This window comes from Acidobacteriota bacterium (assembly GCA_028875575.1).
GTDB lineage: Bacteria > Acidobacteriota > Terriglobia > Versatilivoradales > Versatilivoraceae > Versatilivorator.
The window spans coordinates 18398-39103 of record JAPPDF010000080.1; the positions used below are offsets into that span (position 1 = coordinate 18398).

The 20706-nt window shown below is 62.3% G+C and carries 18 protein-coding genes; 2 read left to right on the forward strand and 16 right to left on the reverse strand.

Annotation, left to right across the window (positions count from 1 at the left end; genetic code table 11):
• Window positions 1-2: 2 nt before the first annotated feature.
• Entirely contained in the window at window positions 3-731 is a 729-nt protein-coding gene (locus tag OXI69_11770) for a hypothetical protein (protein MDE2666817.1), read from the reverse strand.
• Between the two features lie 179 nt (window positions 732-910).
• On the opposite strand from OXI69_11770, the gene OXI69_11775 reads away from it, so the two are divergent.
• Window positions 911-1876, forward strand: a complete 966-nt coding sequence (locus OXI69_11775) for an alcohol dehydrogenase catalytic domain-containing protein (GenBank protein ID MDE2666818.1) — start codon at window positions 911-913, stop codon at window positions 1874-1876.
• A gap of 56 nt (window positions 1877-1932) precedes the next feature.
• On the opposite strand, the gene OXI69_11780 is transcribed toward OXI69_11775, so the two are convergent.
• The 11 genes from OXI69_11780 to OXI69_11830 all read right to left on the reverse strand — a co-directional run bounded on the left by OXI69_11780 (window position 1933) and on the right by OXI69_11830 (window position 14651).
• On the reverse strand, window positions 1933-3600 hold the full coding sequence (locus tag OXI69_11780) for an acyl-CoA carboxylase subunit beta (GenBank protein MDE2666819.1): 1668 nt from the start codon (window positions 3598-3600) through the stop codon (window positions 1933-1935).
• 125 nt (window positions 3601-3725) lie between these two features.
• On the reverse strand, window positions 3726-5720 hold the full coding sequence (uvrB, locus tag OXI69_11785) for an excinuclease ABC subunit UvrB (GenBank protein ID MDE2666820.1): 1995 nt from the start codon (window positions 5718-5720) through the stop codon (window positions 3726-3728).
• 542 nt (window positions 5721-6262) lie between these two features.
• Window positions 6263-7504, reverse strand: a complete 1242-nt coding sequence (gene fabF / locus OXI69_11790) for a beta-ketoacyl-ACP synthase II (GenBank protein MDE2666821.1) — start codon at window positions 7502-7504, stop codon at window positions 6263-6265.
• Between the two features lie 90 nt (window positions 7505-7594).
• Window positions 7595-7840, reverse strand: a complete 246-nt coding sequence (acpP, locus tag OXI69_11795; GenBank protein MDE2666822.1) for an acyl carrier protein — start codon at window positions 7838-7840, stop codon at window positions 7595-7597.
• Window positions 7841-8077: 237 nt separating this feature from the next.
• Window positions 8078-8818 (reverse strand): 3-oxoacyl-[acyl-carrier-protein] reductase, encoded by a 741-nt coding sequence (fabG, locus tag OXI69_11800; GenBank protein ID MDE2666823.1) that lies wholly within the window; start codon window positions 8816-8818, stop codon window positions 8078-8080.
• 12 nt (window positions 8819-8830) lie between these two features.
• Complete coding sequence (gene fabD / locus OXI69_11805) at window positions 8831-9775, reverse strand: ACP S-malonyltransferase (protein MDE2666824.1); 945 nt, start codon at window positions 9773-9775, stop codon at window positions 8831-8833.
• 122 nt (window positions 9776-9897) lie between these two features.
• Window positions 9898-10080 (reverse strand): 50S ribosomal protein L32, encoded by a 183-nt coding sequence (gene rpmF, locus OXI69_11810; protein ID MDE2666825.1) that lies wholly within the window; start codon window positions 10078-10080, stop codon window positions 9898-9900.
• Between the two features lie 27 nt (window positions 10081-10107).
• Entirely contained in the window at window positions 10108-10635 is a 528-nt protein-coding gene (locus tag OXI69_11815; protein ID MDE2666826.1) for a DUF177 domain-containing protein, read from the reverse strand.
• Between the two features lie 154 nt (window positions 10636-10789).
• Window positions 10790-11233 (reverse strand): hypothetical protein, encoded by a 444-nt coding sequence (locus tag OXI69_11820; protein MDE2666827.1) that lies wholly within the window; start codon window positions 11231-11233, stop codon window positions 10790-10792.
• A gap of 114 nt (window positions 11234-11347) precedes the next feature.
• A complete protein-coding gene (locus OXI69_11825) occupies window positions 11348-12532 on the reverse strand; it encodes a mandelate racemase/muconate lactonizing enzyme family protein (GenBank protein MDE2666828.1) in 1185 nt (394 codons plus the stop codon).
• A 361-nt stretch (window positions 12533-12893) separates the two neighbouring features.
• Complete coding sequence (locus tag OXI69_11830) at window positions 12894-14651, reverse strand: radical SAM protein (protein ID MDE2666829.1); 1758 nt, start codon at window positions 14649-14651, stop codon at window positions 12894-12896.
• 219 nt (window positions 14652-14870) lie between these two features.
• On the opposite strand from OXI69_11830, the gene creD reads away from it, so the two are divergent.
• Window positions 14871-16220, forward strand: coding sequence for a cell envelope integrity protein CreD (creD, locus tag OXI69_11835; GenBank protein ID MDE2666830.1), 1350 nt, complete (start codon window positions 14871-14873; stop codon window positions 16218-16220).
• A 179-nt stretch (window positions 16221-16399) separates the two neighbouring features.
• Here creD and OXI69_11840 read toward each other — a convergent pair whose 3' ends face one another.
• The 4 genes from OXI69_11840 to OXI69_11855 all read right to left on the reverse strand — a co-directional run.
• Window positions 16400-16879, reverse strand: coding sequence for a DUF456 domain-containing protein (locus tag OXI69_11840; protein ID MDE2666831.1), 480 nt, complete (start codon window positions 16877-16879; stop codon window positions 16400-16402).
• Between the two features lie 443 nt (window positions 16880-17322).
• Window positions 17323-18513, reverse strand: coding sequence for an amidase (locus OXI69_11845; protein ID MDE2666832.1), 1191 nt, complete (start codon window positions 18511-18513; stop codon window positions 17323-17325).
• A gap of 109 nt (window positions 18514-18622) precedes the next feature.
• A complete protein-coding gene (locus tag OXI69_11850; protein ID MDE2666833.1) occupies window positions 18623-20317 on the reverse strand; it encodes a VCBS repeat-containing protein in 1695 nt (564 codons plus the stop codon).
• A 27-nt stretch (window positions 20318-20344) separates the two neighbouring features.
• The coding region (locus OXI69_11855; GenBank protein ID MDE2666834.1) for a fumarylacetoacetate hydrolase family protein at window positions 20345-20706 on the reverse strand (362 nt) is incomplete at its 5' end.

Genomic DNA, 20706 nt, shown 5'->3' on the forward strand with positions numbered 1-20706 from the left:
CCCTACTCCAGTACCTTGAACTCCGACACCCGACCTCCCTTGAAGCGTACCCGGCAACGCCCGGGCCTCCCGCCAGGCTTGCGCCTGAACTCGTAGAGCTGAGCGTCTCCCGCTTCCCGGGTGACCAGCCTGCCGTCTCCGATGGAGAGTGCGACCTGGGAAAAGGTCATGTCCAATGCCAACTCATGGTCCCGGATGAGTCTCCAGGTATTCTCGCTCCAGTGCGAGTAGAGCTCTCGGGGGTCCTTGGCATAGAAGAACTGGTCCAAAACCATCTGGTAGAGCTGCCGTTTCCCGTCAAAGGTACCGATGACCGTTCCCATGGACACGCCTTCCTTCTCGAAGACGGCCAGGACCTGCCGGTCGCCGGACGGGCCCGGGGCGGTCTGCTCCACCACCTCTTTCACCACCAGCTCTTCCAGGGCGAGAAGCCGCCCCGCCCCACCTCCGGCGGCAGCTTTTCCGCTCCTGCCGACAGGGAAATAGGGCAACTGAAATCCCTTTTTCACCCAAATCAGCTTCCCCACCAACCGCTTGGCTTCCTCGAAGCCCGAGATGTAGAACCTCGGAAGTCGGACCAGGTAATCCTGCTGGATCCTTTTGGAAGCCGTCTTTTTGGGAGTGATGGGGCGGCTGCGGTCGTAGAGCATCCAGCCCACGCGCAGAGCCAGCAGGGCTATCAGCACGGCTGCCCAGATGATCCTTCTCTTGGCACGTTTGGAGAGCCTCATTCGATTGTCCTCTCGACGAAATCTGAACTGCCTTAGAATGAATCGGGTCCGTTCGGTTCTCCGACAGCGGGAACTCAATCCGGCAGAAGGTCGGGCCGGCCGAGGCGCCGGCGCCCCGGCAAGAAATCCTGCCCCGCACCCTGGCTGTCGATTCACCCCATCCTCACCCCGGAGCGATCATGAAGGCGGTTGTCTATGATCGAAGGCTTGAAGTTGTAGACGCGTCCAAGCCGGTCTTCACCGGGGACGAGAGCGTGGTGCGTCTCATCCAGGCAGGAATCTGCAACACCGATCTTGAAATCACCAGGGGGTACTTCGGATTCAAGGGCGTGCTGGGCCACGAGTTCGTCGGCAGAGTCGAGTCTTCCAGGACTTCGTCTCTGGTGGGCGCCCGGGTGGTTGGAGAAATCAACGCTTCCTGCTGCCGCTGCGAGTTTTGCCGATCCGGATGGGGCAGACACTGCCCCCAACGCTCGGTGCTGGGAATTCTGAACCGGGACGGCGCCTTCCGCGAGCACTTTACCCTTCCCGAGCAGAATCTCCATCCAGTTCCCGACTCGGTCTCCGACGACGACGCGGTCTTTGTGGAACCGGTCGCCGCTGCCTGTGAGATTCTAGACCAAGTCGACATTCAAAGGGTCGAAAAGATCGCCGTCCTGGGAGACGGCAAGCTGGGACTGCTGATCGCCATGGTCCTGGCTCAGGCCAGGCGGGCCACCTACCCTCCCTTGACCCTGATCGGCAAGCATCCGGAGAAAATGCGCCTGGTTGAAGACCTGGGGGTCAGCACCCTCCACCTCGGCTCGACCCAAACGGCCGCCCGTTCGTTCCAGCTGGTGGTGGAAGCCACCGGTTCGCCGTCGGGACTGGACCTTGCTCTTCGACTCCTGGAACCGCGCGGCACGGTAGTCCTGAAGTCCACCTTTCATGGACAGCAGTCCTTCGATCCGGCCTCGGTGGTGGTGGATGAACTCACCCTGTTGGGGTCTCGCTGCGGCCGCTTCGAACCAGCCCTCGATCTGCTGGTCCGCAAGCGCATCCGCCCCAGCCGATTGATCCGGGATTCCCTGCCGTTGACCAAGGCGGTAGAGGCGTTCCGACGGGCTCAATCCCCCGGTGCGCTGAAGGTGTTGCTGCATCCGTGAAGGGGGGGTTGTGGAGCCCCGCCGCGATTTAACAGGCCTGCGTCCCCCCCACCGCCTCAGGTCTGAAGCAGCCCCAGCTTGAAGGCGGGTGCCTCCGGATTGAGGGTGGTGACTTGGAGGCTTCGAATGAGCACCTCCCGGGTCCGGGCCGGATCGATCAGAGCATCCACCCACAGCCGGGCTGCCCCGTAGCGAGGGTCGGCCTGATTATCAAAGGTCTCCCGGACCTCAGCCGCCAGTTCCCGGCGTTGCTCATCCGTCAACCGGTTTCCTTCCCTTTCGTTCTGCGCCAGTCGGACATCCACCAGGGTACGGGCTGCCTGCTCCCCGCCCATGACCGCGTAGCGGGCGCTGGGCCAGGCGTAGAGGAATCTGGGACCGTAGGCTCTGCCGCACATGGCGTAGTGGCCGGCTCCGAAGCTGCCGCCCAGGATCACCGTGATCTTGGGAACGACACTGTTGGAGACCACGTTCACCATCCTGGCTCCGGCCTTGATGATGCCCCCATGTTCGGCTTCCTTCCCCACCATGAAGCCGTTGACATCGTGCAGAAAAACGAGCGGAATGCCGTTCTGGTTGCAGTCCATCATGAAGCGCGCGGCCTTGTTGGCGCTCTCGGCATAGATTACGCCGCCGACTTCCAGACGTCGGTGCTGCCCGTGCTGATGCTGTTTCTGATTGGCCACCAGGCCCACGGAAAATCCGCCCAGGCGAGCGTACCCGGTCACCAGGGTCTGGCCGTAGTCTTTCCGGTACTCGGTGAATCGGCTGTCGTCCACCAGGCGCGCAATCACTTCCCGAATTTCATACTGGCCGGCGGGATCGGCGGAGAAGACTCCCCCAAGCTCTGCCGGGTCGTAGCGGGGCTCCACCGACGGGCGGCAATCCGGACCGGAAACCGTCGGCCGGCCCATTTTGTCCACCAGCTCGCGAATGCGGCGCAGGCAACTGAGATCGTCCTTTTCCCGGAAGTCGACGGTGCCGCTGAGGCTGGCGTGCACCCCGGCGCCGCCCAGTTCCTCGCTGGACACCTCCTGCCCGATGGCTGCCTTGACCAGTGCCGGACCGGCCAGGTAGAGTCCGCTTCCCTCGGTCATGAGCAGCTTGTCGCACATCACCGGCAGATAGGCCCCGCCGGCCACGCAGGAGCCCATGACGGCCGTGATCTGAGGAATCCCCCGGGCAGACAGGACGGCATTGTTGTAGAAGACCCGGCCGAAGTCGTCGGTATCGGGGAACACGTCTTCCTGCAGAGGCAGAAAAATGCCGGCGGAATCCACCAGGTAGATGATGGGCAGACGATTTTCCAGCGAGATGGTCTGGGCCCGCAGCACCTTCTTGGCGGTCATGGGAAAGAAGGAACCCGCCTTGACGGTGGCGTCGTTGGCGATGACCATGAAGTGACGCCCGCAGACCTTGGCGATCCCCGCTATCACGCCGGCGGCCGGGGCTCCACCCCACTCCGCGTACATCCGGTGGGCTGCGTAGATCCCCAGCTCCAGGAAGGAAGGTTCGGGATCGATGAGGTGTCGAATCCTCTCCCGAGCAGTCAGGCGGCCCTTGGCATGCTGTCTGCCTACGGCCTCGGCACCTCCTCCCTGCCGGATCGCGGCCTCGTCCCGGCCCATCCGGGCCACCAGCGCTTCCACTGCCCGGCGGCGCCTCTGAAATCCAGGGTTGCGACGGTCGACCACGCTTTGAAATACCTCGGAAGAATCTGCCATCGTCATGGGTCCCCGGCCCAGGGAGGGGTGGGGGGTGCGCTATAAGAAAGGCAGGTCACGCCGTGGCTGCCTGCTGCTCTTTCCGGTTGCCTGCAATTTGAACGAAGTCTTCCCTCCAAGGCCTCTTAGAGCAGACTCATCTCCCTCTCCTTCAAGGCCTTGATCTGGTCTCGAAGGCGGGCGGCGGCCTCGAATTCAAAGTTCCGGGCCGCCTCCTTCATCTTGGCCTGCAGCTTGAGGATCCGGGCTTCGATTTCATCGGGAGAGGTCACCTCCACGGCTTCCTGCTCCGGCGCCAGGTCCAGATAGTCCGCCTCGACCATGGCGATCAGGCTCATGTCGACCGGCTTTAAAATCGATTCCGGCGTGATTTCGTGTTCCCGGTTGTAGCGAAGCTGCTTTTCCCGCCGCCGGTTGGTCTCGTCCAGGGCCTGTCTCATGGACTCCGTCACCTGATCCGCATACAGTATGGCCTGACCTCTCAGGTGGCGTGCGGCTCTCCCGATGGTCTGAATGAGCGAATCTCGGGACCTCAGGAAGCCCTCCTTGTCGGCATCCAGGATGGCGACCAGCGACACTTCGGGGAGATCGAGGCCCTCGCGCAGCAGGTTGATTCCCACCAGCACGTCGAATTCTCCCAGCCGCAGGCCCCGCAGGATCTTGATCCGCTCCAGCGTATCGATCTCCGAATGCATGTAGCGGCAGCGGACCCCCACCTCGCGATAATACTCGGCCAGATCCTCGGCCATGCGCTTGGTCAGGGTGGTCACCAGCACCCTTTCCCGCCGCTTTTCCCGCAGGCGAATCTCGTGAAGCAGGTCGTCCACCTGGGACCTGACGGGCCTCACCTCCACCGCCGGATCCACCAGCCCCGTGGGACGAATGATCTGCTCCACCACCGTGCCGCTGGTCTTGGTCAGTTCGTAGGGCCCGGGAGTGGCCGAAACATAGATCGCCTGATTGAGGCGCCGCTCGAATTCCTCGAATTTGAGAGGGCGGTTGTCCAGTGCCGAGGGCAGGCGAAACCCGAAGTCGACCAGGTTCTGCTTGCGGGAACGGTCCCCGGCATACATCCCTCGAACCTGGGGGATGGTCTGGTGACTCTCGTCGATGAAGATCAGATGGTCCTGAGGCAGGTAGTCCATCAAGGTTGGTGGAGGCTGGCCGGGGCGACGGCCCGAGAGATGGCGCGAGTAGTTCTCGATGCCGTGACAGAATCCGATTTCCTTCATCATCTCCAGGTCGAACAGGGTCCGTTGCTGCAGGCGCTGAGCCTCCACCCACTTGCCTTCGGCTTCCAACCGGGGACGCCACTCCTCCAACTCCTCCCGGATGGTATCGATGGCCTTGAGCAAGGTAGGACGGGGCATGACATAGTGGGACTTGGGGTAGATGGGGAGGCGCTCGTAGGAGAAGCGGACTTCGCCGGTGAGAGGTTCGATCTGAAACAGGGACTCGATTTCATCCCCAAACAGCTCGATGCGGTAGGCCTGGTCGTCGTAGGCCGGAAAGACCTCGATGCGGTCCCCCCGAACCCGAAAAGTGCCCCTGCGGAAATCGTCGTCGCTGCGCTCGTACTGGATCTCCACCAGCTTCTTCAGTATCTGCTCCCTGCTTACGCACTGCCCCTTGTCCAGAAAGAGCAGCATCCCGTAGTAGGCTTCCGGTGAACCGATGCCGTAGATACAGCTGACGCTGGCCACAATGACGCAATCCCTGCGTTCGAACAAGGACCGCGTGGCCGACATGCGCATCTTGTCGATCTCGTCGTTAATGGTGGCTTCTTTCTCGATATAGGTGTCGGTAGCGGCAATGTAGGCTTCGGGCTGATAGTAGTCGTAGTAGCTGACGAAGTACTCCACGGCGTTTTCGCGGAAAAAGGTGCGAAACTCCTGGCAGAGCTGGGCCGCCAGGGTCTTGTTGTGGGCCAGCACCAGGGCCGGCCGGTTCATCTGCTCAATGACCTTGGCCATGGTGTAGGTCTTCCCCGACCCGGTCACCCCCAACAACACCTGGTGCAGCTCGCCGTCATCCAGTCCGCGAACCAGGTCCCTGATCGCCTGGGCCTGGTCGCCCCTAGGTTGATACTGGGTTACCCGGAAGGGTTGCTGAGTTTCCACCGGTGCCTTCCAAATTCGCCAAGAAATCCCTTGTCCGCACTCAGCCCGAGTTTATCACGCTTGGATTCGACTCTTACGGGGGTTGAGCCATGGGCCTGCGCTCAGCTCACACGGCAACGTTGTGCGGCCGCCTGGGGCGGCGTTTCTTTGGAAAGCAATGCGTTCCCGAACGGGTGCTTCCTATTCGCCGCATTCGCGGCTGGGTTGGCGCTGACCCATACGACCCCGGGTTGACACCCGGGGCTACCCTGAGCCGCAGCTTCGCAGCTCTATAAGGATAGCCCGTAGGTGGCGTCTCGCCGGGTAACCCCGTCAACCGCAGCATTCGCAGCTCTCCCCGAACCCACAACGCTGCAAGAGGAAACGTGCTTTTCTATTTAGAATATGCCCAGGGCAAGAGCCCGTGGGGAGCCATCGGAAAACGTCACATAGGGGAGTAGAGCCGCGAACGCGGCGGCAGCACTTAGCCGTGGGGGTCAGCCGGGCGCGATCCGGGCATCGGTCCGGAGCGCGCCAGTCGGAAACGTCTGTGGCGTGCCGCGCTATCCCTGATAGCGGCGGAACAAGAGGGTGGCGTTGGTGCCCCCGAAGCCGAAGGAGTTTGACAGCGCATACTCCATCGGCTGTTTGCGCGCCTGGTTGGGTACATAGTCCAGGTCGCACTCGGGGTCGGGATTTTCGTAGTTGATGGTCGGCGGAGCCGTTTGATGGTGGAGAGCCAGAACCGAGATCGCCCCCTCCAGGCCGCCGGCAGCTCCCAGCAGGTGGCCGGTCATGGACTTGGTGGAACTCACCAGCATTCGGCGGGCGTGCTCACCGAAGGCGAGCTTGATGGCCTTGGTTTCCAGCCGGTCATTGAAGGGTGTGGAGGTGCCGTGAGCGTTGATGTAGTCGACCTGTTCCGGCCGAATGCCGGCATCCTGAACCGCGTTGGACATGACCTGGCACGCCCCTTCGCCGTCTCCGGAGGGTTGGGTGATGTGATAGGCGTCCCCGGACATGCCGTAACCCACAATCTCGGCGTAGATGGTGGCACCGCGGCGCTCGGCCCTCTGCAACTCTTCCAGCACCAGGATTCCCGCCCCTTCTCCGATCACGAAACCGTCCCGGTCCCGGTCGAAGGGACGACAGGCTTTTTCCGGTTCATCGTTTCGGGTGGACAGGGCCCGCATGGAAGCAAATCCGCCCACGCTCATGGGAGTAATGGCGGCTTCGGACCCGCCGCAGAGCATGGCGTCGGCCTCCCCTCTGGCAATGATCCTGAACGAGTCGCCAATGGCGTGGGATCCCGAGGAGCAGGCGGTGCAGGTGGCCGTGTTGGGACCCTTGGCTCCGAACCGGATGGAAAGCTGTCCGGCTGCCAGATTGATTATGGAAGAGGGAATGAAGAAAGGAGAGATCCGCTTGGGGCCGCCTCGCAGGAGCGCGCTGTGTTCGCGCTCAATGGTGGAGAATCCTCCGATCCCCGATCCGACATGCACCCCGAATCGGCGCTCCAGTTCCGGCGTCACCTTCAGTCCCGACGATTCCATGGCAAAATCGGAGGCCGCCACGGCGTACTGGATGAAGGGATCCATTTTCTTGACGTCTTTTTTGGTGATCCAGTTCAGCGGGTCGAATCCCTTGACCTCTCCCGCGATCTTGACGGCAAAGGGCCCCGTATCGAAGCGCGTGATGGGCTTGATACCGGCTTCTCCCGCCACCAGGGCCTCCCAGTTTTCCCGGGTCCCTATGGCCAGAGCGGACACCACGCCGATGCCGGTAACTACCACTCTCCGTTTCACTGCCCCATCCTCCTGCGACCGAACCGGTTGCCTGGCCACGTTCCCTCGGCCAGGACAGTCCTACGGTCGTGAAGCAACGCAGCTGCCGCATCAACCCTTGGCGTGGGTCTCCACGTAGGCAATCGCGTCCTTGACCGTCTGGATCTTCTCTGCATCCTCGTCGGGAATCTCGATTCCGAAACCCTCCTCGAATGCCATGACCAGCTCCACCGTATCGAGGGAATCCGCGCCCAAGTCGTCCACAAAGGAGGCCGTAGAGGTCACCTCCGATTCGTCGACCCCCAGTTGCTCCACGATTATCTGTTTGACCTTGTCCTCTACGCCCGAATCAGCCATCCCCATATCCTCCTCGATTGAAATCGAATTGAAACTTTGTCTGCCAAACGACGCCCAAGCCCTTTGAGTGATTACCGGCTCGGAAACCGCAGGGACGTGCCGGCCAAAAGGCGCCGCCACTCTCAGCCCCGCCGCAAAAAAGGCTCATGTTGCCATCAGCGTTGGAAAAAGGCAAGCCATGACCGTTGTGGGCGCCATCCCCCGGAACCGGCCTGCCCAGGTCCCAAATACGGGACCTCACATGTACAGCCCTCCATTGATGTGCAGCACCTGGCCGGTGACATAGCCGGCTTCGTCCGAAGCCAGGAACCTGACGCCCAGGGCGATTTCCCGATCCAGCCCGACCCTGCCCATCGGAATCCGTTCCAGCAGCTTGGCTCTGGCAGCCTCGGGAAGCGCCTGGGTCATGGCGGTGTCCACGAAGCCCGGAGCCACCGCATTGACCGTGATGTTCCGCTTGGCTACTTCCTGAGCCGCCGTCCTGGTCAAGCCGATGATCCCCGCCTTCGAGGCCACGTAGTTGGCCTGACCGGGGTTGCCCGTCAATCCCACCACCGAAGAGAGGTTCACGATTCGACCGTATCGCTGTCGCAACATGATCTTGACGGCTGCCTGGGTGCACAGAAAGGTGGCGGTCAGATTGGTCTGCAGGACTTCCGACCAGTCTTCCGGCTTCATGCGCAGCAGCAGTCCGTCCCGGGTGACCCCGGCGTTGTTCACCAGGATGTCCAGCCGGCCAAAGGTACGCATGACCTGCTCAAAAGCCGTCCTGATCTGGACCGGTTGCGTCAGGTCCACCGCAACCGGGAGGGCCTTTCGCCCCAACCCTTCGATTTCGGCAGCCACCGCGCCCAGCCGGGCCTCATCCCTTCCGCCCACGGCCACCTCGGCGCCGGCCTCGGCCAGAACCAGGGCACAGGCCCTCCCGATCCCCCGCGATCCGCCGGTGACAAAGGCAACCTTACCTTGAAGCGACATCGAACCCCCTCTTCATCCCGCAGTCCCCATGGCAGCCAGGGTCTTGTCGAGGCTGCGGACGTCTTCCACGTTGAGAACCTCCAGCGACCGGTCGGTTTGGCGGACCAGCCCCGACAGCACGCGGCCCGGTCCTACCTCCACGAATCTGCGCACCCCTCGATCCCTCAGGAGCTGAATGGTCTCGCTCCAGCGAACGGGAGCGCACACCTGTCGAACCAGGGCCTCGGCCACCTCGCTCCCCCGCTGGATTGCGGCGGCCTCGGCGTTGGTCACCAGGGGACACTGAAGATCCCGAATCTGCAGTTGACCCAGATCCTTCTCGAGGCGGTCCCGGGCCGGTCGCATCAAGGCGCAATGGAAGGGAGCGCTGACCGGCAGGGGAATGGCTCGCCTGGCTCCCCGTTGAGGCGCCAGTTGGACGGCTCGCCGGACCGCCTCGGCAGCACCGGCAATCACGATCTGAGCCGGGGAGTTGAGATTGGCAGCCGACAACACCTGTCCCTGAGATGCTTCCCGGCAAAGGGACTCCACAGACTCCAGAGGCATGCCCAGGAGGGCGGCCATTGCGCCCTGCCCGACGGGGACGGCCTCCTGCATGTACTGGCCGCGCTTCCTGACCGTGGTGACGGCATCGGCCAGAGAGAGACCGCCGGCGGCCACGATGGCGCTGTATTCCCCCAGGCTGTGACCGGCCACGAACTGGGGACGGATCCCTCGAGCCGCCAACACCGCATGGGCCGCCAATGAAACCGCCAAGATGGCAGGCTGGGCGAACTCGGTGAGTTGCAGCTCTTCAGACTTGCCCTCAAAGCACAGCCGTCCAATGGAGAATCCCAGTGCCCGGTCGGCCTCCGACAGCACGGCCCTGGCTTCCGGGAAAGCGTCCGTCAATTCCCGGCCCATTCCCGGGTATTGCGAAGCCTGTCCGGGAAAAATGAAGGCGATAGGGTGGTTCATGAGTGCCGATCAGGGAGGGGGCCGCGGGAACAGGTGAAAGCCAGCGAGCGCCGGCAACCAGGTGCGGACAGTTGCCGGAGCCGATGGATCTCGGGATGGGTCGTGCCCGGAGCCTGCGGGGCCTACTTCTCGCCCACATCAATCACCTCGCGCCCGCGGTAATAGCCGCAGTGCGGACAGACCCGATGGGGCAACTTGGTCTCGTGGCAATCGGGGCACTCCGAGGTGGAACGCACGGTCAGAAAATCGTGGGACCGTCTCTTGTTGCGGCGGGATTTGGAGTGACGTCGTTTAGGATTCGGCATTACGGTTCCCCCGGATCGAATGGACCCTCAATTCCTGAATTTCAGCAGCGGGGCCAATCGAGGATCGCTGACCACCGGGCCGCAACGGCAACCGTCGCGGTTCCTGTTCCGCCCACAGGCCGGACACAGGCCCCGACAGTCCTCCTGACAAAGGGGCTTCATCGGCAAGCTCAAAAGGATCTGCTCGCGAACGATGTCGCTCACGTCGATAAAGTCGCCCGTGAAGAACCCCACTTCCATATCTTTCGTCTGCAGCGCGATTTCCCCGGTCAGCGAGTGGTGGGCGTTGGATTGATAGTACTGATTGAAATGGGCTGTCATGGGACGGGACAGTGCCTCCAGACAGCGGGCACAGGTCAATTCCATTTCGGCGCCCAGCTCGCCCTGCACGCGTACTCCGCCTTGAGACAGTCTTTCGGCCGTCAAACGGACCGCCACTTCGCCGGAGATGCGAACCTGTGCTTCGTCCAGATTCAACTGGCGGGCAGTCAGGCCGGCCTTGAGAGAGCTAGGTCGCCGTTCCAATTCCCTGACGTCGATCCGCAACGGGTTCATGGGCCTTGCGCCGATACGGCCCTCAGGCAAGAAAGGCCTTTAAGTGCCTCAAAACCAAAGCGCTTCATTATAGCCGGGGCAACCGGGATGTCAATGTCAAATGGCCGGAGGGGTGGCTGGAAATCGGGAGACGCAAACGATTGCAATAGGAGGATCAGGCCGAAGGCTGCAGTGACTTGACCCTGGCCTGGTAGGACTTGTCCAGAATGATCTGGAGAAGAGGATTGCCGATCTCGGTCTGTTCGATACGCTCCTGGATCTCTTCGAGCTCTTCCATGTCTCTGGCGCGCTTGATGACGTTCTTGAAGAAACTCAGATCTCCGACCGTCATGATCTCCTCGCTCTCCTCGTCCTCGATGATGGCCAGATGCGATTCCGGCAGATATTCGCGAATCTTCCAGTAGAGCTTCTCCCGGTAATCCAGATTCTTCTCTCCCAGGTCGGGATGAAACCACTCGGCCGTGAACGTTCCTTCCTCGTCATCCATATTGAGATCCGTATAGATGTCCGGCTCCTCTTCGGCCAACTGCAGGATCAACTTCTCCAGGTCCTTGATCACGCCTGAACTGGAATAAACGGTCAGAATGGTTACTTTCATTTGCGGCCCCTGCCTCCATGAGGTCTTTCCCGATTTGCGAGTGGATTATAAGGAGAAAGAAACCCCAATCCAAACTCTTTTCGGTCCCGGCGGATCACGGAGAGTATCAGCCACTCAGGGGGCGGTCGACTGGAAACTCGAGCAGGGCCCGGTGCGATAGGGGAACCGCCGGATCACCGCCTCATTGACCTTGACGCCCAGCCCCGGTGCTTCAGGTACGATGAGTTCCCCCTTGTCGATCCACAGGGGAGTGTGCAGCATCTGTTCTGCCAGCCGAAAGGGATAGGTGCCTGGCCTGCCTTCGCCGGAGTATTGCGGCCACTCCATCCAAACGACCAGGTCGGCTCCGAAGCAACTGGCCAACTGGGCCAGAGCCGCTGCTTCCAGGGGAGTCGAAAGCCGTCCGATGGCCACCCGGCGGCCAAGCGGTCGCACCTCCCGCAAGGCCCGGTAACCATCGACCAGCCCCCCAAGATGAAGCACATCCAACTGCAGGAGGTCCGGCCAATCCATTCGTGCCAGTTCCAGCCATCCTTCCAGTGAGGACTCGTTACCCCCTCCCGAGATCGGAACCGGACAGTCCTTCAACGACTGTCGAAGAGCCCCCGTGTCCTCCGGCGCCACCGGATCTTCAACCCATTCGAGCCGGCTGGGGGCCAGTTCCCGAAGCAGCCGCGCGGCCTCCTCCAACCCGTAATGCCCCCCGCGCCAGGCCCTGGCGTCCACCATGATTCCCCAGGGTGGAGGAAAGGCTTCCCGCAATTCATGGACGGTCTGCACGTCCTGCCGGGGCGACCTTCCCAGTCCCAGCTTGCAGGCGGCGAACCCCGAACCAGCCCACAAGCCAGCCTCCCTGACACTCTCCTCGCCATCCAGGTAGACTCCGCCGCTGGCATAGATGCGAACTCTGCCGCGTACCCGCCCGCCCAGGAGCTCCGACAGGGGACACCCCGCGATCTGTCCCTGAAGGTCCAGCAGAGCCATTTCCAACGCTGCAAAGGCCTGCACCAGGCCCGGGTACCGGGGACGGCGCTGGAACACTTTCCTGCGCAGGCCGGCCAGGTTTGCGGGGTTGAGGCCCACCACGGCCGCACGCAGGTTTCGATTGATCAACTGAGCCACATTGGGAGAGGGGGTCCCCACCCCATAACCCACCTGCCCCTGATTGGAGCGGGCTCGAACCAGGAGGCAATCGCGCTTGTAGATGGTGACCTGGCCTCCCTGAACCGGCCGCCGGAGCGGTTGGGGCAGCGGCGAGCTCAGCAGAGAGGCCTGGAGCTCATCGACCTTCACTTTCATAGGAGTTCCGCCGGGCATTCTCCCACGGCAAGCTGTGCGTTGGGAGACGCAGCTCTTAATTCGCTGCATACGCGTTTCTCCCTTAACCCACGACACTACCGGTGGATAGGATTTTTGGATGATTATCTCCGGGCGTCTGCTCCCCAATTTCGCAAAACGCCCTTCAAAAAACTCAAGTGTCACTCCCCCCTTGAGGGGGAGTCGCAGAAGCCGAGCCGAATGGCGAAGACTGATGCGGAGGGGGGCCAACGCCGAGGTCCCAGCCAGGGGGCGCCCGCAGCCCAAGGCCGTCAGGAGTCGCAGAAGTCGAGCCGAATGGCAAAGGCTGATGCGGAGGGGGGAATTGAAGGCGTGCGGCCGGCTAGGTCCCGGCCACCGCCAATCGTGCAAACTGGTCTACCTGGGCGTTCACGGAAGAACGGAACGATTCCAGGGCGTCTTCCACTCCATAGCGAAGATCGTCGTGCATGGACTCGTAGCGGGCATGGACTCGCGAGAACAATTCCTGCACCTGGACCTTGAGTTCCTCCACTTCCTTGGCGCCGGAACGCACGGAGTGGGAAACCGCTTGGGTGAACGAATCCAGTTCGGCTTCCAGAAACTCCTTGAAGTCGTGGATGGCGATCTGCTGGCTGGTGACCTTCTCGAAGTGGTAGCCCATGACGGCCAGGTGGAATGCCTGGGTGAGCATGCGGGGATGGTCCCTGGCGACCTTGGCAATGAACTTGAGGTAGGCCGGACCCTGTCGGGAGAAGAGCTGCCGGCGCAGCGATTTCCCGATGGCACGCACCTCGTTCATGCCCACCGGCTTGGACACATAGGGGCTGGGCGTGACGTGCTCCATCATGTTCAGACAGCGCCTGAAATAGTTTTCCAGTGTGGGGTCGTAGATGGTGGTCAGCACCCGTCGATATCCCTCGATCAAGGTCTGGGGATCCATCTCGGGCTTGTAGTTGAGGACGACGTTGACGCTGGTCCCGGTGGTCTCCTCCAGTATCCGGTCTTCCCTCTTGAGGCGTTCGTAAAGGTCGGTGCCCTTCAGCGCCGTCAAAAGCCCCACCATGGCCATGGGAATGCCTGCTTCCTGGATGAAGTCGATCTGGGCGTCGAACACCCCTTCGTCGTCTCCGTCCAGGCCCAGGATGAATCCGCCGCTGACCTCCAACCCCTTCCGTTGAATGGTGCGAACGGCGCTCAGCAGATAGTTCTCCTCTTGCTTCTTGTTGGTGTTCTGCGCCTTCTTGGTCTTGAGCAGGGCCTTGGGATTGGGAGTCTCGATCCCCAGGAACACCCAATCGAAACCGGCCTCGATCATGGCGTCCATCAATTCGTCGTTTCGGGCCAGGTTGACACTGGCCTCGGTGAAGAGGGCGAAGGGATAGCGGCGCTGCTTCTGCCACTCGGCCACCACGGGAAGAAGTTCCAGCGCCTCCCGCTTGTTGCCGATGAAGTTGTCGTCCACCAGGAAGACGTTGCCCCGCCAACCCAGCTCATAGAGGGTGTCGAACTCACCCAACATCTGTTGCGGCGTCTTGGTCCGCGGCACTCGGCCGAAGAGCTTGGTGATGTCACAGAACTCGCAGTCGAAGGGGCACCCCCGGGAGAACTGCAGGCACATCGAGTAGTAGTCCTTCATGTCGACCAGGTCGAAGCGAGGGGGCGGCGTGCGGGTCACATCGGGTTTCTCCGGCGCCCGGTAGGTGTGCTTGGCGGTTCCGGTCTCCAGGTCCCGCAGGAATTGGGGCAGGATCTCCTCGACTTCATCTAGCAGGAAGTGGTCCACGCCCTGGATCTCGTCGTGATAGGTGGTGGGGTGAGGCCCTCCGGCCACGATCGGAACGCCGGCCCGGTTGCAGCGCTCGATCACCGAGTCCAGGGAATCGCGTTGAACGATCATGGTGGAGGTAAACACCAGGTCGGCCCACTCCAGGTCCGAATCCTTCAGGGTGGTCACATTCAGATCCACCACGCGGAGGTCGTATCTGGAGGGAAACATGCCGGCGATGGTGAGGAGACCGAGTGCGGGAAACCCCGCCTTCTTTCCTACAAATTCCAGGGCGAACTTTCCGCCCCAGTAGGAAGGAGGAAATTCAGGGTAAACTAAGAGTGCATTTGGCATGAGCGCGATCTCCGGAGTCCCTGTGACCGGGGTGCGGATTTCAAGCGGGTCCACCTGCCACAAGCCCGGCCGACATCAAGTGAGTGGCCCACTCTATATCAAGTTGGCCGGGATTGCTCACAGAAAGTTGTGGCTGGGCTCATAATCTTTTGGTGCCCGGCCCGGGGTGTTAGTCTGTGCCTGAAAAGTCGATCGGTATCTTGCCGAGGAGACCTCCCGATGTCATCTGAATCGCCCAGATCCCTGCTCAATCCGCAGGCTTTTCTGAACTCGCCGATATGGCGCGCCTGCCTGCTGGGACTGCTGGTGCTCCTGCTCCAGATTCCCATCCTGCTGATTCACGGCGTGGTCTCCGAGCGCCGAACCAGACAGCAAGAGGCAACCCGGGAAGTTACCTCCAAGTGGGGCGAGGAGCAGTCGCTGGCGGGACCCCGGATTGTCATTCCCTACCTGGAGCACCGCAACGAGCAAACCTCCGAAGGCGAGCTCTCCACCCGGACCGAGGTGAGATACGGTCACTTTCTGGCGGAAACACTCATCGTCTCCGGCAGGGCCGAAACCCACCGGCGCTATCGGGGCATCTTCGAGGTTCCGGTGTATCGACTGACCCTGGATCTGCGGGGCAGTTTCGCCGAGCCCGACCTCAGCGAATGGGGAGTCCGGCCGGAAGATATTCTCTGGGACCGCGCCCACCTTTCGCTGAATATCTCCGATGCCCGCGCCATCCGGAATGCAGCCGTGCTCTCCTGGAATGGCGAGGAACTCCCCTTTCAGCCCGGATCGGGTGAATCCAGCGGTGACCTCCCCGGGATTCAGGCCAGTCTGCGAGAGCGGCTGAAGGGAGCGGCCTTCGATTTCCAGTTTCCACTGGAGCTCAACGGCAGTGGGGCTGTTTACTTTGCACCCTTCGGCAGACAGACCACCGTCGATCTTCAGTCGGACTGGCCCCATCCCAGCTTCCAGGGGAACTGGCTCCCGTCCGAGCGCACGGTGACGGACCGGGGATTCGAAGCCACCTGGAGCGTGCCCTTCCTGGGACGCAGCTACCCTCAACGATGGACAACCCAAACAGCCCCGTCCTCGACCTCACCCTCCCGGTTCGGCCTGACCCTGGCGACACCGGTCGATCCCTATCGGATGGTCGATCGCAGCGTCAAGTACGCCATCCTTTTCCTGGCTCTCACCTTCATCACCCTCTGGCTCTATGAAGTGCTCTCCGGGCTGCGGATTCACACGCTGCAATACCTGCTCCTGGGCGCCGGGATGTGTCTGTTCTATCTGCTGGTGCTGTCCCTTTCCGAGCACCTGGGTTTCGGCCCGGCCTATGCCCTGGCCAGCGTTTCCACCGTGGTCCTGCTCGTCAGCTACAGCCTGTCGGTGTTGGGCAAGCCCCGCGGGGCAGCCCTGATGGCGGTCATCCTGGGGCTCCTGTACGGGTACCTCTACATCCTGCTGCGCAATCAGGACTACGCCCTGCTGGTCGGCTCGGTGGGCCTCTTCCTGGCGCTGGCCGTCACCATGTACCTGACCCGTCACCTGGACTGGCGCGCCCTCAAGCACAAGTCCTGAGATTCGACCCTTTCGATCCGCCCCCAAAAAAGCAGGGGCCTCCGAAGAGGCCCCGCACCCCGCGATCGAAACCGCAGGGGGTGTAGAAAACAGTTGTAGCCCCAACCGGCTACGATTTTGAGAATCACCCGGCCCCACTCCCCACCGGAGCCACAATGAGGGCCGCACATCCCTCCTATTCAGATGAAATATGCCAGCAGGAAGACCGCAATCATCATGAATACCAGCGATACCTTGACCGCCGTGCCCACGACCATTCCCAGCCAGGTGCCGATGCCCGCACGGCCGGCCCTTTCCAGGTTCCCATGGAGGCTGACCTCACCCAGCACGGCTCCCAGGAAGGGGCCGACCAGCACCCCGACAATGCCGAAGAACAGTCCCACCAGCGCACCCAGCCCGGCCCCGACGGCGGCCCTTACACTGGCGCCCGATCGCTTGGCCCCCAGAGCCCCGGCGATGAAGTCGGCCACGTAGGCCAGCAGGGTGAGGCCTGTCAGGACGACCACCGTTGAAGCGCCGACATGGGAGAACCCGTCCATCCAGGCGGCCAGGACCAAGCCGGCCAGAACCAGCACCGGTCCCGGCAGCACCGGCAGGATCGTCCCCGCCACCCCCACCGCCACTAGCAACAGGGCCAAGGTCCACAAGAGGATCGACATCAGCATTCAGAATGGCTCGGCTGATTGCAAGTATAGGGAGCGGCTAATTGCAAGTTTTGGGAGCGGCCAGTTGCAACGTTCTTGTCCCACGGTCGCGGCGGTGGCGCATTCTCCCCACCTCGTCAGCTACAGGGACAAATTGCAGGGTTGAACAGGATACACGGAATTGGGTCTCCGCAGTCCGGCGTCCCGCAGTCCCGTGCATCGTTTGAATGAACTGTAAAGATCGATGCACAGGTTGCACAGGATTGTTCTGGAGACGGCCTGCTTGTAATCCGGGGCAGCCGCAAATCCCCGCGCCATCATTGCCAAAGCCGGCTACCTGTGCAGTGGGCTCCCGTCCTGTTTGTCCTGTGCATCCTGTGCATCGATGTAAATCCACTAGATGTCGCCCCCCGGCGCCGGGCCGTTCCCCCCCACCGCATCAGCTCTTGCGGACGACTCTATTCGACCTGCAGGATTTCGGCGGCTTCGCGGGCGAAGGCGATCAGCATCTCGTCCGACCCTGGAGCCGCGATCAGGGACAGCCCTACCGGCAGCCCCTCGACTTCGGCCCAGGGCAGGTTGATCTGGGGCGCGCCGATGGTTCCTGCGGTACAGGTAAGCTGGACAATGCGCGAGGTCAGGGGGCGCCGCTCGGACATGGTTTGCGTTCGAGGCGGAGGCGGTGTGGGGGCCGTGGGCAGACAGACCACCGTATCCCCGGCCAGCAGGGTTTTCATGCGGGCCATCACCTTTTGCCGATCCGCCAGGGCGGTGGCCACCTCCTCGGGTGTCACGCTCCTGCCGGCCAGGCAACTCTCGGCCACATGAAAGCTCATCCTGGGGTTGATGCGGTCGATCCATTCCCTGACCACTTCCCAAGCTTCGCTGCTTGCCCGTACCCGCTGGCCAGCGGCCCAGTCCGAGAGGCTGGTGGGGGCCAACCGCTCTCGCCTGGAGAGGCCGATCAAGGCCCCCAGGCGCTCCACCACGGGCTCGAGGGCCTCCCGGACCGACGGGTCAGCCACCTCAAAGGCATCCTCCGCCACCACCAGGCGGCGCGGCCGGCCCGGCCCGATCCGGGTCTGCAGCAGCACCGACCCTACCCGGGCAAACAGGCCGGGGTCCCGCGCGAACCAACCGGCGGTGTCGTAGCTGGGTGCCTGCAGCAGCATTCCGTCCAGGGAAATGCGCCCGTGGGTGGGGCGCAACCCGTAGAGTCCGCAGAATGAGGCCGGTATCCGCACCGAGCCGCCGGTGTCGGAGCCCAGGGAGAAATCGACCAGGCCGCCCGCCACGGCAGCCGCCGAGCCGCTGGAGGAGCCCCCGGGAACGCGCCCGGGGGCTTGGGGGTTCAGGGGGGTTCCGTAGTGGGCGTTGACGCCCAGAATGCCCCGGGTCAACTCGTCGGTATGGGTCTTCCCCACCATGGTGGCGCCGGCGCCGACCAGGACCTCCACCGCCCAGGCGGTGGCTTGAGCGACCGGCTGACTGGCCTTCCAGTCGGGATTGCCCCCACCGGTCACATGACCCTCGACGTCGAAGATGTCCTTGGCGGCGAAAGTCAGCCCGGCCAAGGGACCCTCGCCGGCCCCCTGCAGAAAGGCCCGGCTGTCCTGGCAGAAGGCGTTGAGTTTATCGTCTAGAGGCACATGCACGATCTTCTTCTCCAGCACCCATTGCAGACAGTAAGTTGACCTGCCCGGATGATGAGAACCGACTGGCATCCCGGGCTTAGTACCAATAAACCACCGATTTTGCTCATCGGGCGATCAACATCGTCACCCGATGCGGCTCGGTGGTGGATGGGTGATGCATGAGGATGTCCTGCTTGCCGTCCTTGTTGAGATCCACCAGCCAAGTGTACTCGTCGCTGGGCATCGCGACCGCCACTGTTTGATGCCGCCGGGTGAACAGTTCGGGCCCGGGCACGCCAAGAAAGACATGCAGTTCATTGCGGCCCCTCCCCACCAGCAAGTCCGCGTATCTGTCGCCGTTCACATCCCCAATCAACACCGCTGGAAGGAACCTTTCCCCGGACTTGCCGAGAGCGTAGATTCTGGTTTTGCGGGCGGCGCTGGGTTTGTTCGGGTAGATACCACCTTCCATACGGAAAAACTCGATATCCAGCGACACGGAACGGCTGACCAACGCGCCCAAAACCCTGCTGACAACGCTGAAGCCCCCCACACTCATGGTTGTAAACATCATGACATTCCGGCCGTCGTGGCCGAGGGTTTGCTGCTGAATCCCGGGTCGGTCGCGGCGGCCGGAGAGGATCCGGAGCGGGATTCCGTCCGACGGCGCCACGGTGCTGACCTTGGGCGCGAAAATGGTGCTGGCATCGGGTGTAAGCGTGCCAAAGTGCACCTCGTAGTTGGAGTGCATTTTCCAAAGACTCCCGCCCTCCAGAGAAAGAATCCCGAGGTCGGCGATGCCGTCGCCGTTTAGATCGGCTAGCGTGTGCAGCACCCTTTCCGTCATCTTTCCGCCAGGATCGTGCTTGGCACTCGGGCGTCGAGCCTTGTAGGGCGCGGTGAGCGAGTTGAGGTCGTCGGAGTCGAAAGCGACATCGGTCGTAAAGGTCTCGGCCGCCGTGTCAAACAGTCCACGCCGATCCTGGAGATGAGCTTCGAAGTGGTCCTCGTTCCAGAACACCAAGTCGCTACGGCCGTCTCGGTTGTAGTCCGTTTCGTGGATACGGCCATGATCCCAGGGAGTGTATCGGTATTCGCCGTGGGGTCCTGCGATCATAGCCGTGTTGGTGGAGGTGCCGATTTTCACTGGATCGGCGAACATGCCCCCGCTCATCTGGATAGACAACCAGAAGCCATCGACTTGCGGTACGACCAGGTCGTCGCGCCCGTCGCCGTTCACGTCCCGAGTGACGTCTACATGGGGGATTTCGCCTCTGCGGGGCGGGTTGAAGTTGGAAGTTACCGCCACCAGCGGGTGTTCCGTCACCGATTCGGGATCGAACCAGTTCAGGCGGCCGGGCTCGTAGGTAATCACACGGTCGCGTCCGCCGATGTTGGCCGCGTCGACGAACAGTACTTCGGGACGCAGCGTTGCGTCGAGCATCGGCGCCCAGGAGCCGTCGCCGAATGCGTAGATGCGCAGGCAACGATCGCCATTCTCGTCCATGTTCACCACGGCAAGTTCCGCGATGGCGCCACCGAGAAGGAATCCCGGCAATACGGTCTGACGTTTCGCGGAGCCGGTGACGACCTCGTACTGCTCGAAAGCGAATTCCGCAACGGCGGGCGGCTCTATCGCCTTCGTTCGCGATGTCACGCATGCCGATAGGAACAGCCCGAAAACCAGTATGGAGAACAGGCTTCGTCGATAATGCCTCGTGCGTTCGGTTGCCGAGCCAGGTTTTGCTGTAAGAGTGATCACTGCTCTCCCTATCGTCGGGTTAACCCGCCCTTCCTGCATCACTCTTTTCTCATCCATAACGCCTCAGCCGGCGAAATCGGGCGACTAGACCGGGCTTTCCACCACCTGGTTGTCGAGCTGTCCGATTCCGCTGATCTCCACCCTGACTTGATCCCCCGCCCGCAGGTACTGCCCGCTGACGGCTCCCACGCCGGCCACCGTGCCGGTGCTGATGACATCCCCGGGCTCCAGGGTCACCATGGCGGACAGATATTCGATGATCACGGCTACCGGGAAGATCATCTGTGCGGTGCTGCAGTGCTGCTTGCGTTCCTGGTTGACGTAGGTGCTGAGCTGCAGCGCCTGGGGGTCGGGGATGTCTTCGGTGGTGACCAGCCAGGGCCCCATGGGGGCGAAGGTGTCGTACCACTTGCCGTTGAGCCAGTCGAAGAAGGAGTCCTCGGACC

Coding starts and splice junctions, on each gene's coding strand:
- rpmF (MDE2666825.1), bottom strand. CDS start 10,080: ATGCCGAATCCTAAACGACGTCACTCCAAATCCCGCCGCAACAAGAGA.
- acpP (MDE2666822.1), bottom strand. CDS start 7,840: ATGGCTGATTCGGGCGTAGAGGACAAGGTCAAACAGATAATCGTGGAG.
- fabG (MDE2666823.1), bottom strand. CDS start 8,818: ATGTCGCTTCAAGGTAAGGTTGCCTTTGTCACCGGCGGATCGCGGGGG.
- fabD (MDE2666824.1), bottom strand. CDS start 9,775: ATGAACCACCCTATCGCCTTCATTTTTCCCGGACAGGCTTCGCAATAC.
- OXI69_11775 (MDE2666818.1), top strand. CDS start 911: ATGAAGGCGGTTGTCTATGATCGAAGGCTTGAAGTTGTAGACGCGTCC.
- OXI69_11840 (MDE2666831.1), bottom strand. CDS start 16,879: ATGTCGATCCTCTTGTGGACCTTGGCCCTGTTGCTAGTGGCGGTGGGG.
- OXI69_11820 (MDE2666827.1), bottom strand. CDS start 11,233: ATGAAAGTAACCATTCTGACCGTTTATTCCAGTTCAGGCGTGATCAAG.
- OXI69_11830 (MDE2666829.1), bottom strand. CDS start 14,651: ATGCCAAATGCACTCTTAGTTTACCCTGAATTTCCTCCTTCCTACTGG.
- OXI69_11850 (MDE2666833.1), bottom strand. CDS start 20,317: ATGGATGAGAAAAGAGTGATGCAGGAAGGGCGGGTTAACCCGACGATA.
- OXI69_11780 (MDE2666819.1), bottom strand. CDS start 3,600: ATGGCAGATTCTTCCGAGGTATTTCAAAGCGTGGTCGACCGTCGCAAC.
- OXI69_11770 (MDE2666817.1), bottom strand. CDS start 731: ATGAGGCTCTCCAAACGTGCCAAGAGAAGGATCATCTGGGCAGCCGTG.
- creD (MDE2666830.1), top strand. CDS start 14,871: ATGTCATCTGAATCGCCCAGATCCCTGCTCAATCCGCAGGCTTTTCTG.
- OXI69_11825 (MDE2666828.1), bottom strand. CDS start 12,532: ATGAAAGTGAAGGTCGATGAGCTCCAGGCCTCTCTGCTGAGCTCGCCG.
- OXI69_11815 (MDE2666826.1), bottom strand. CDS start 10,635: ATGAACCCGTTGCGGATCGACGTCAGGGAATTGGAACGGCGACCTAGC.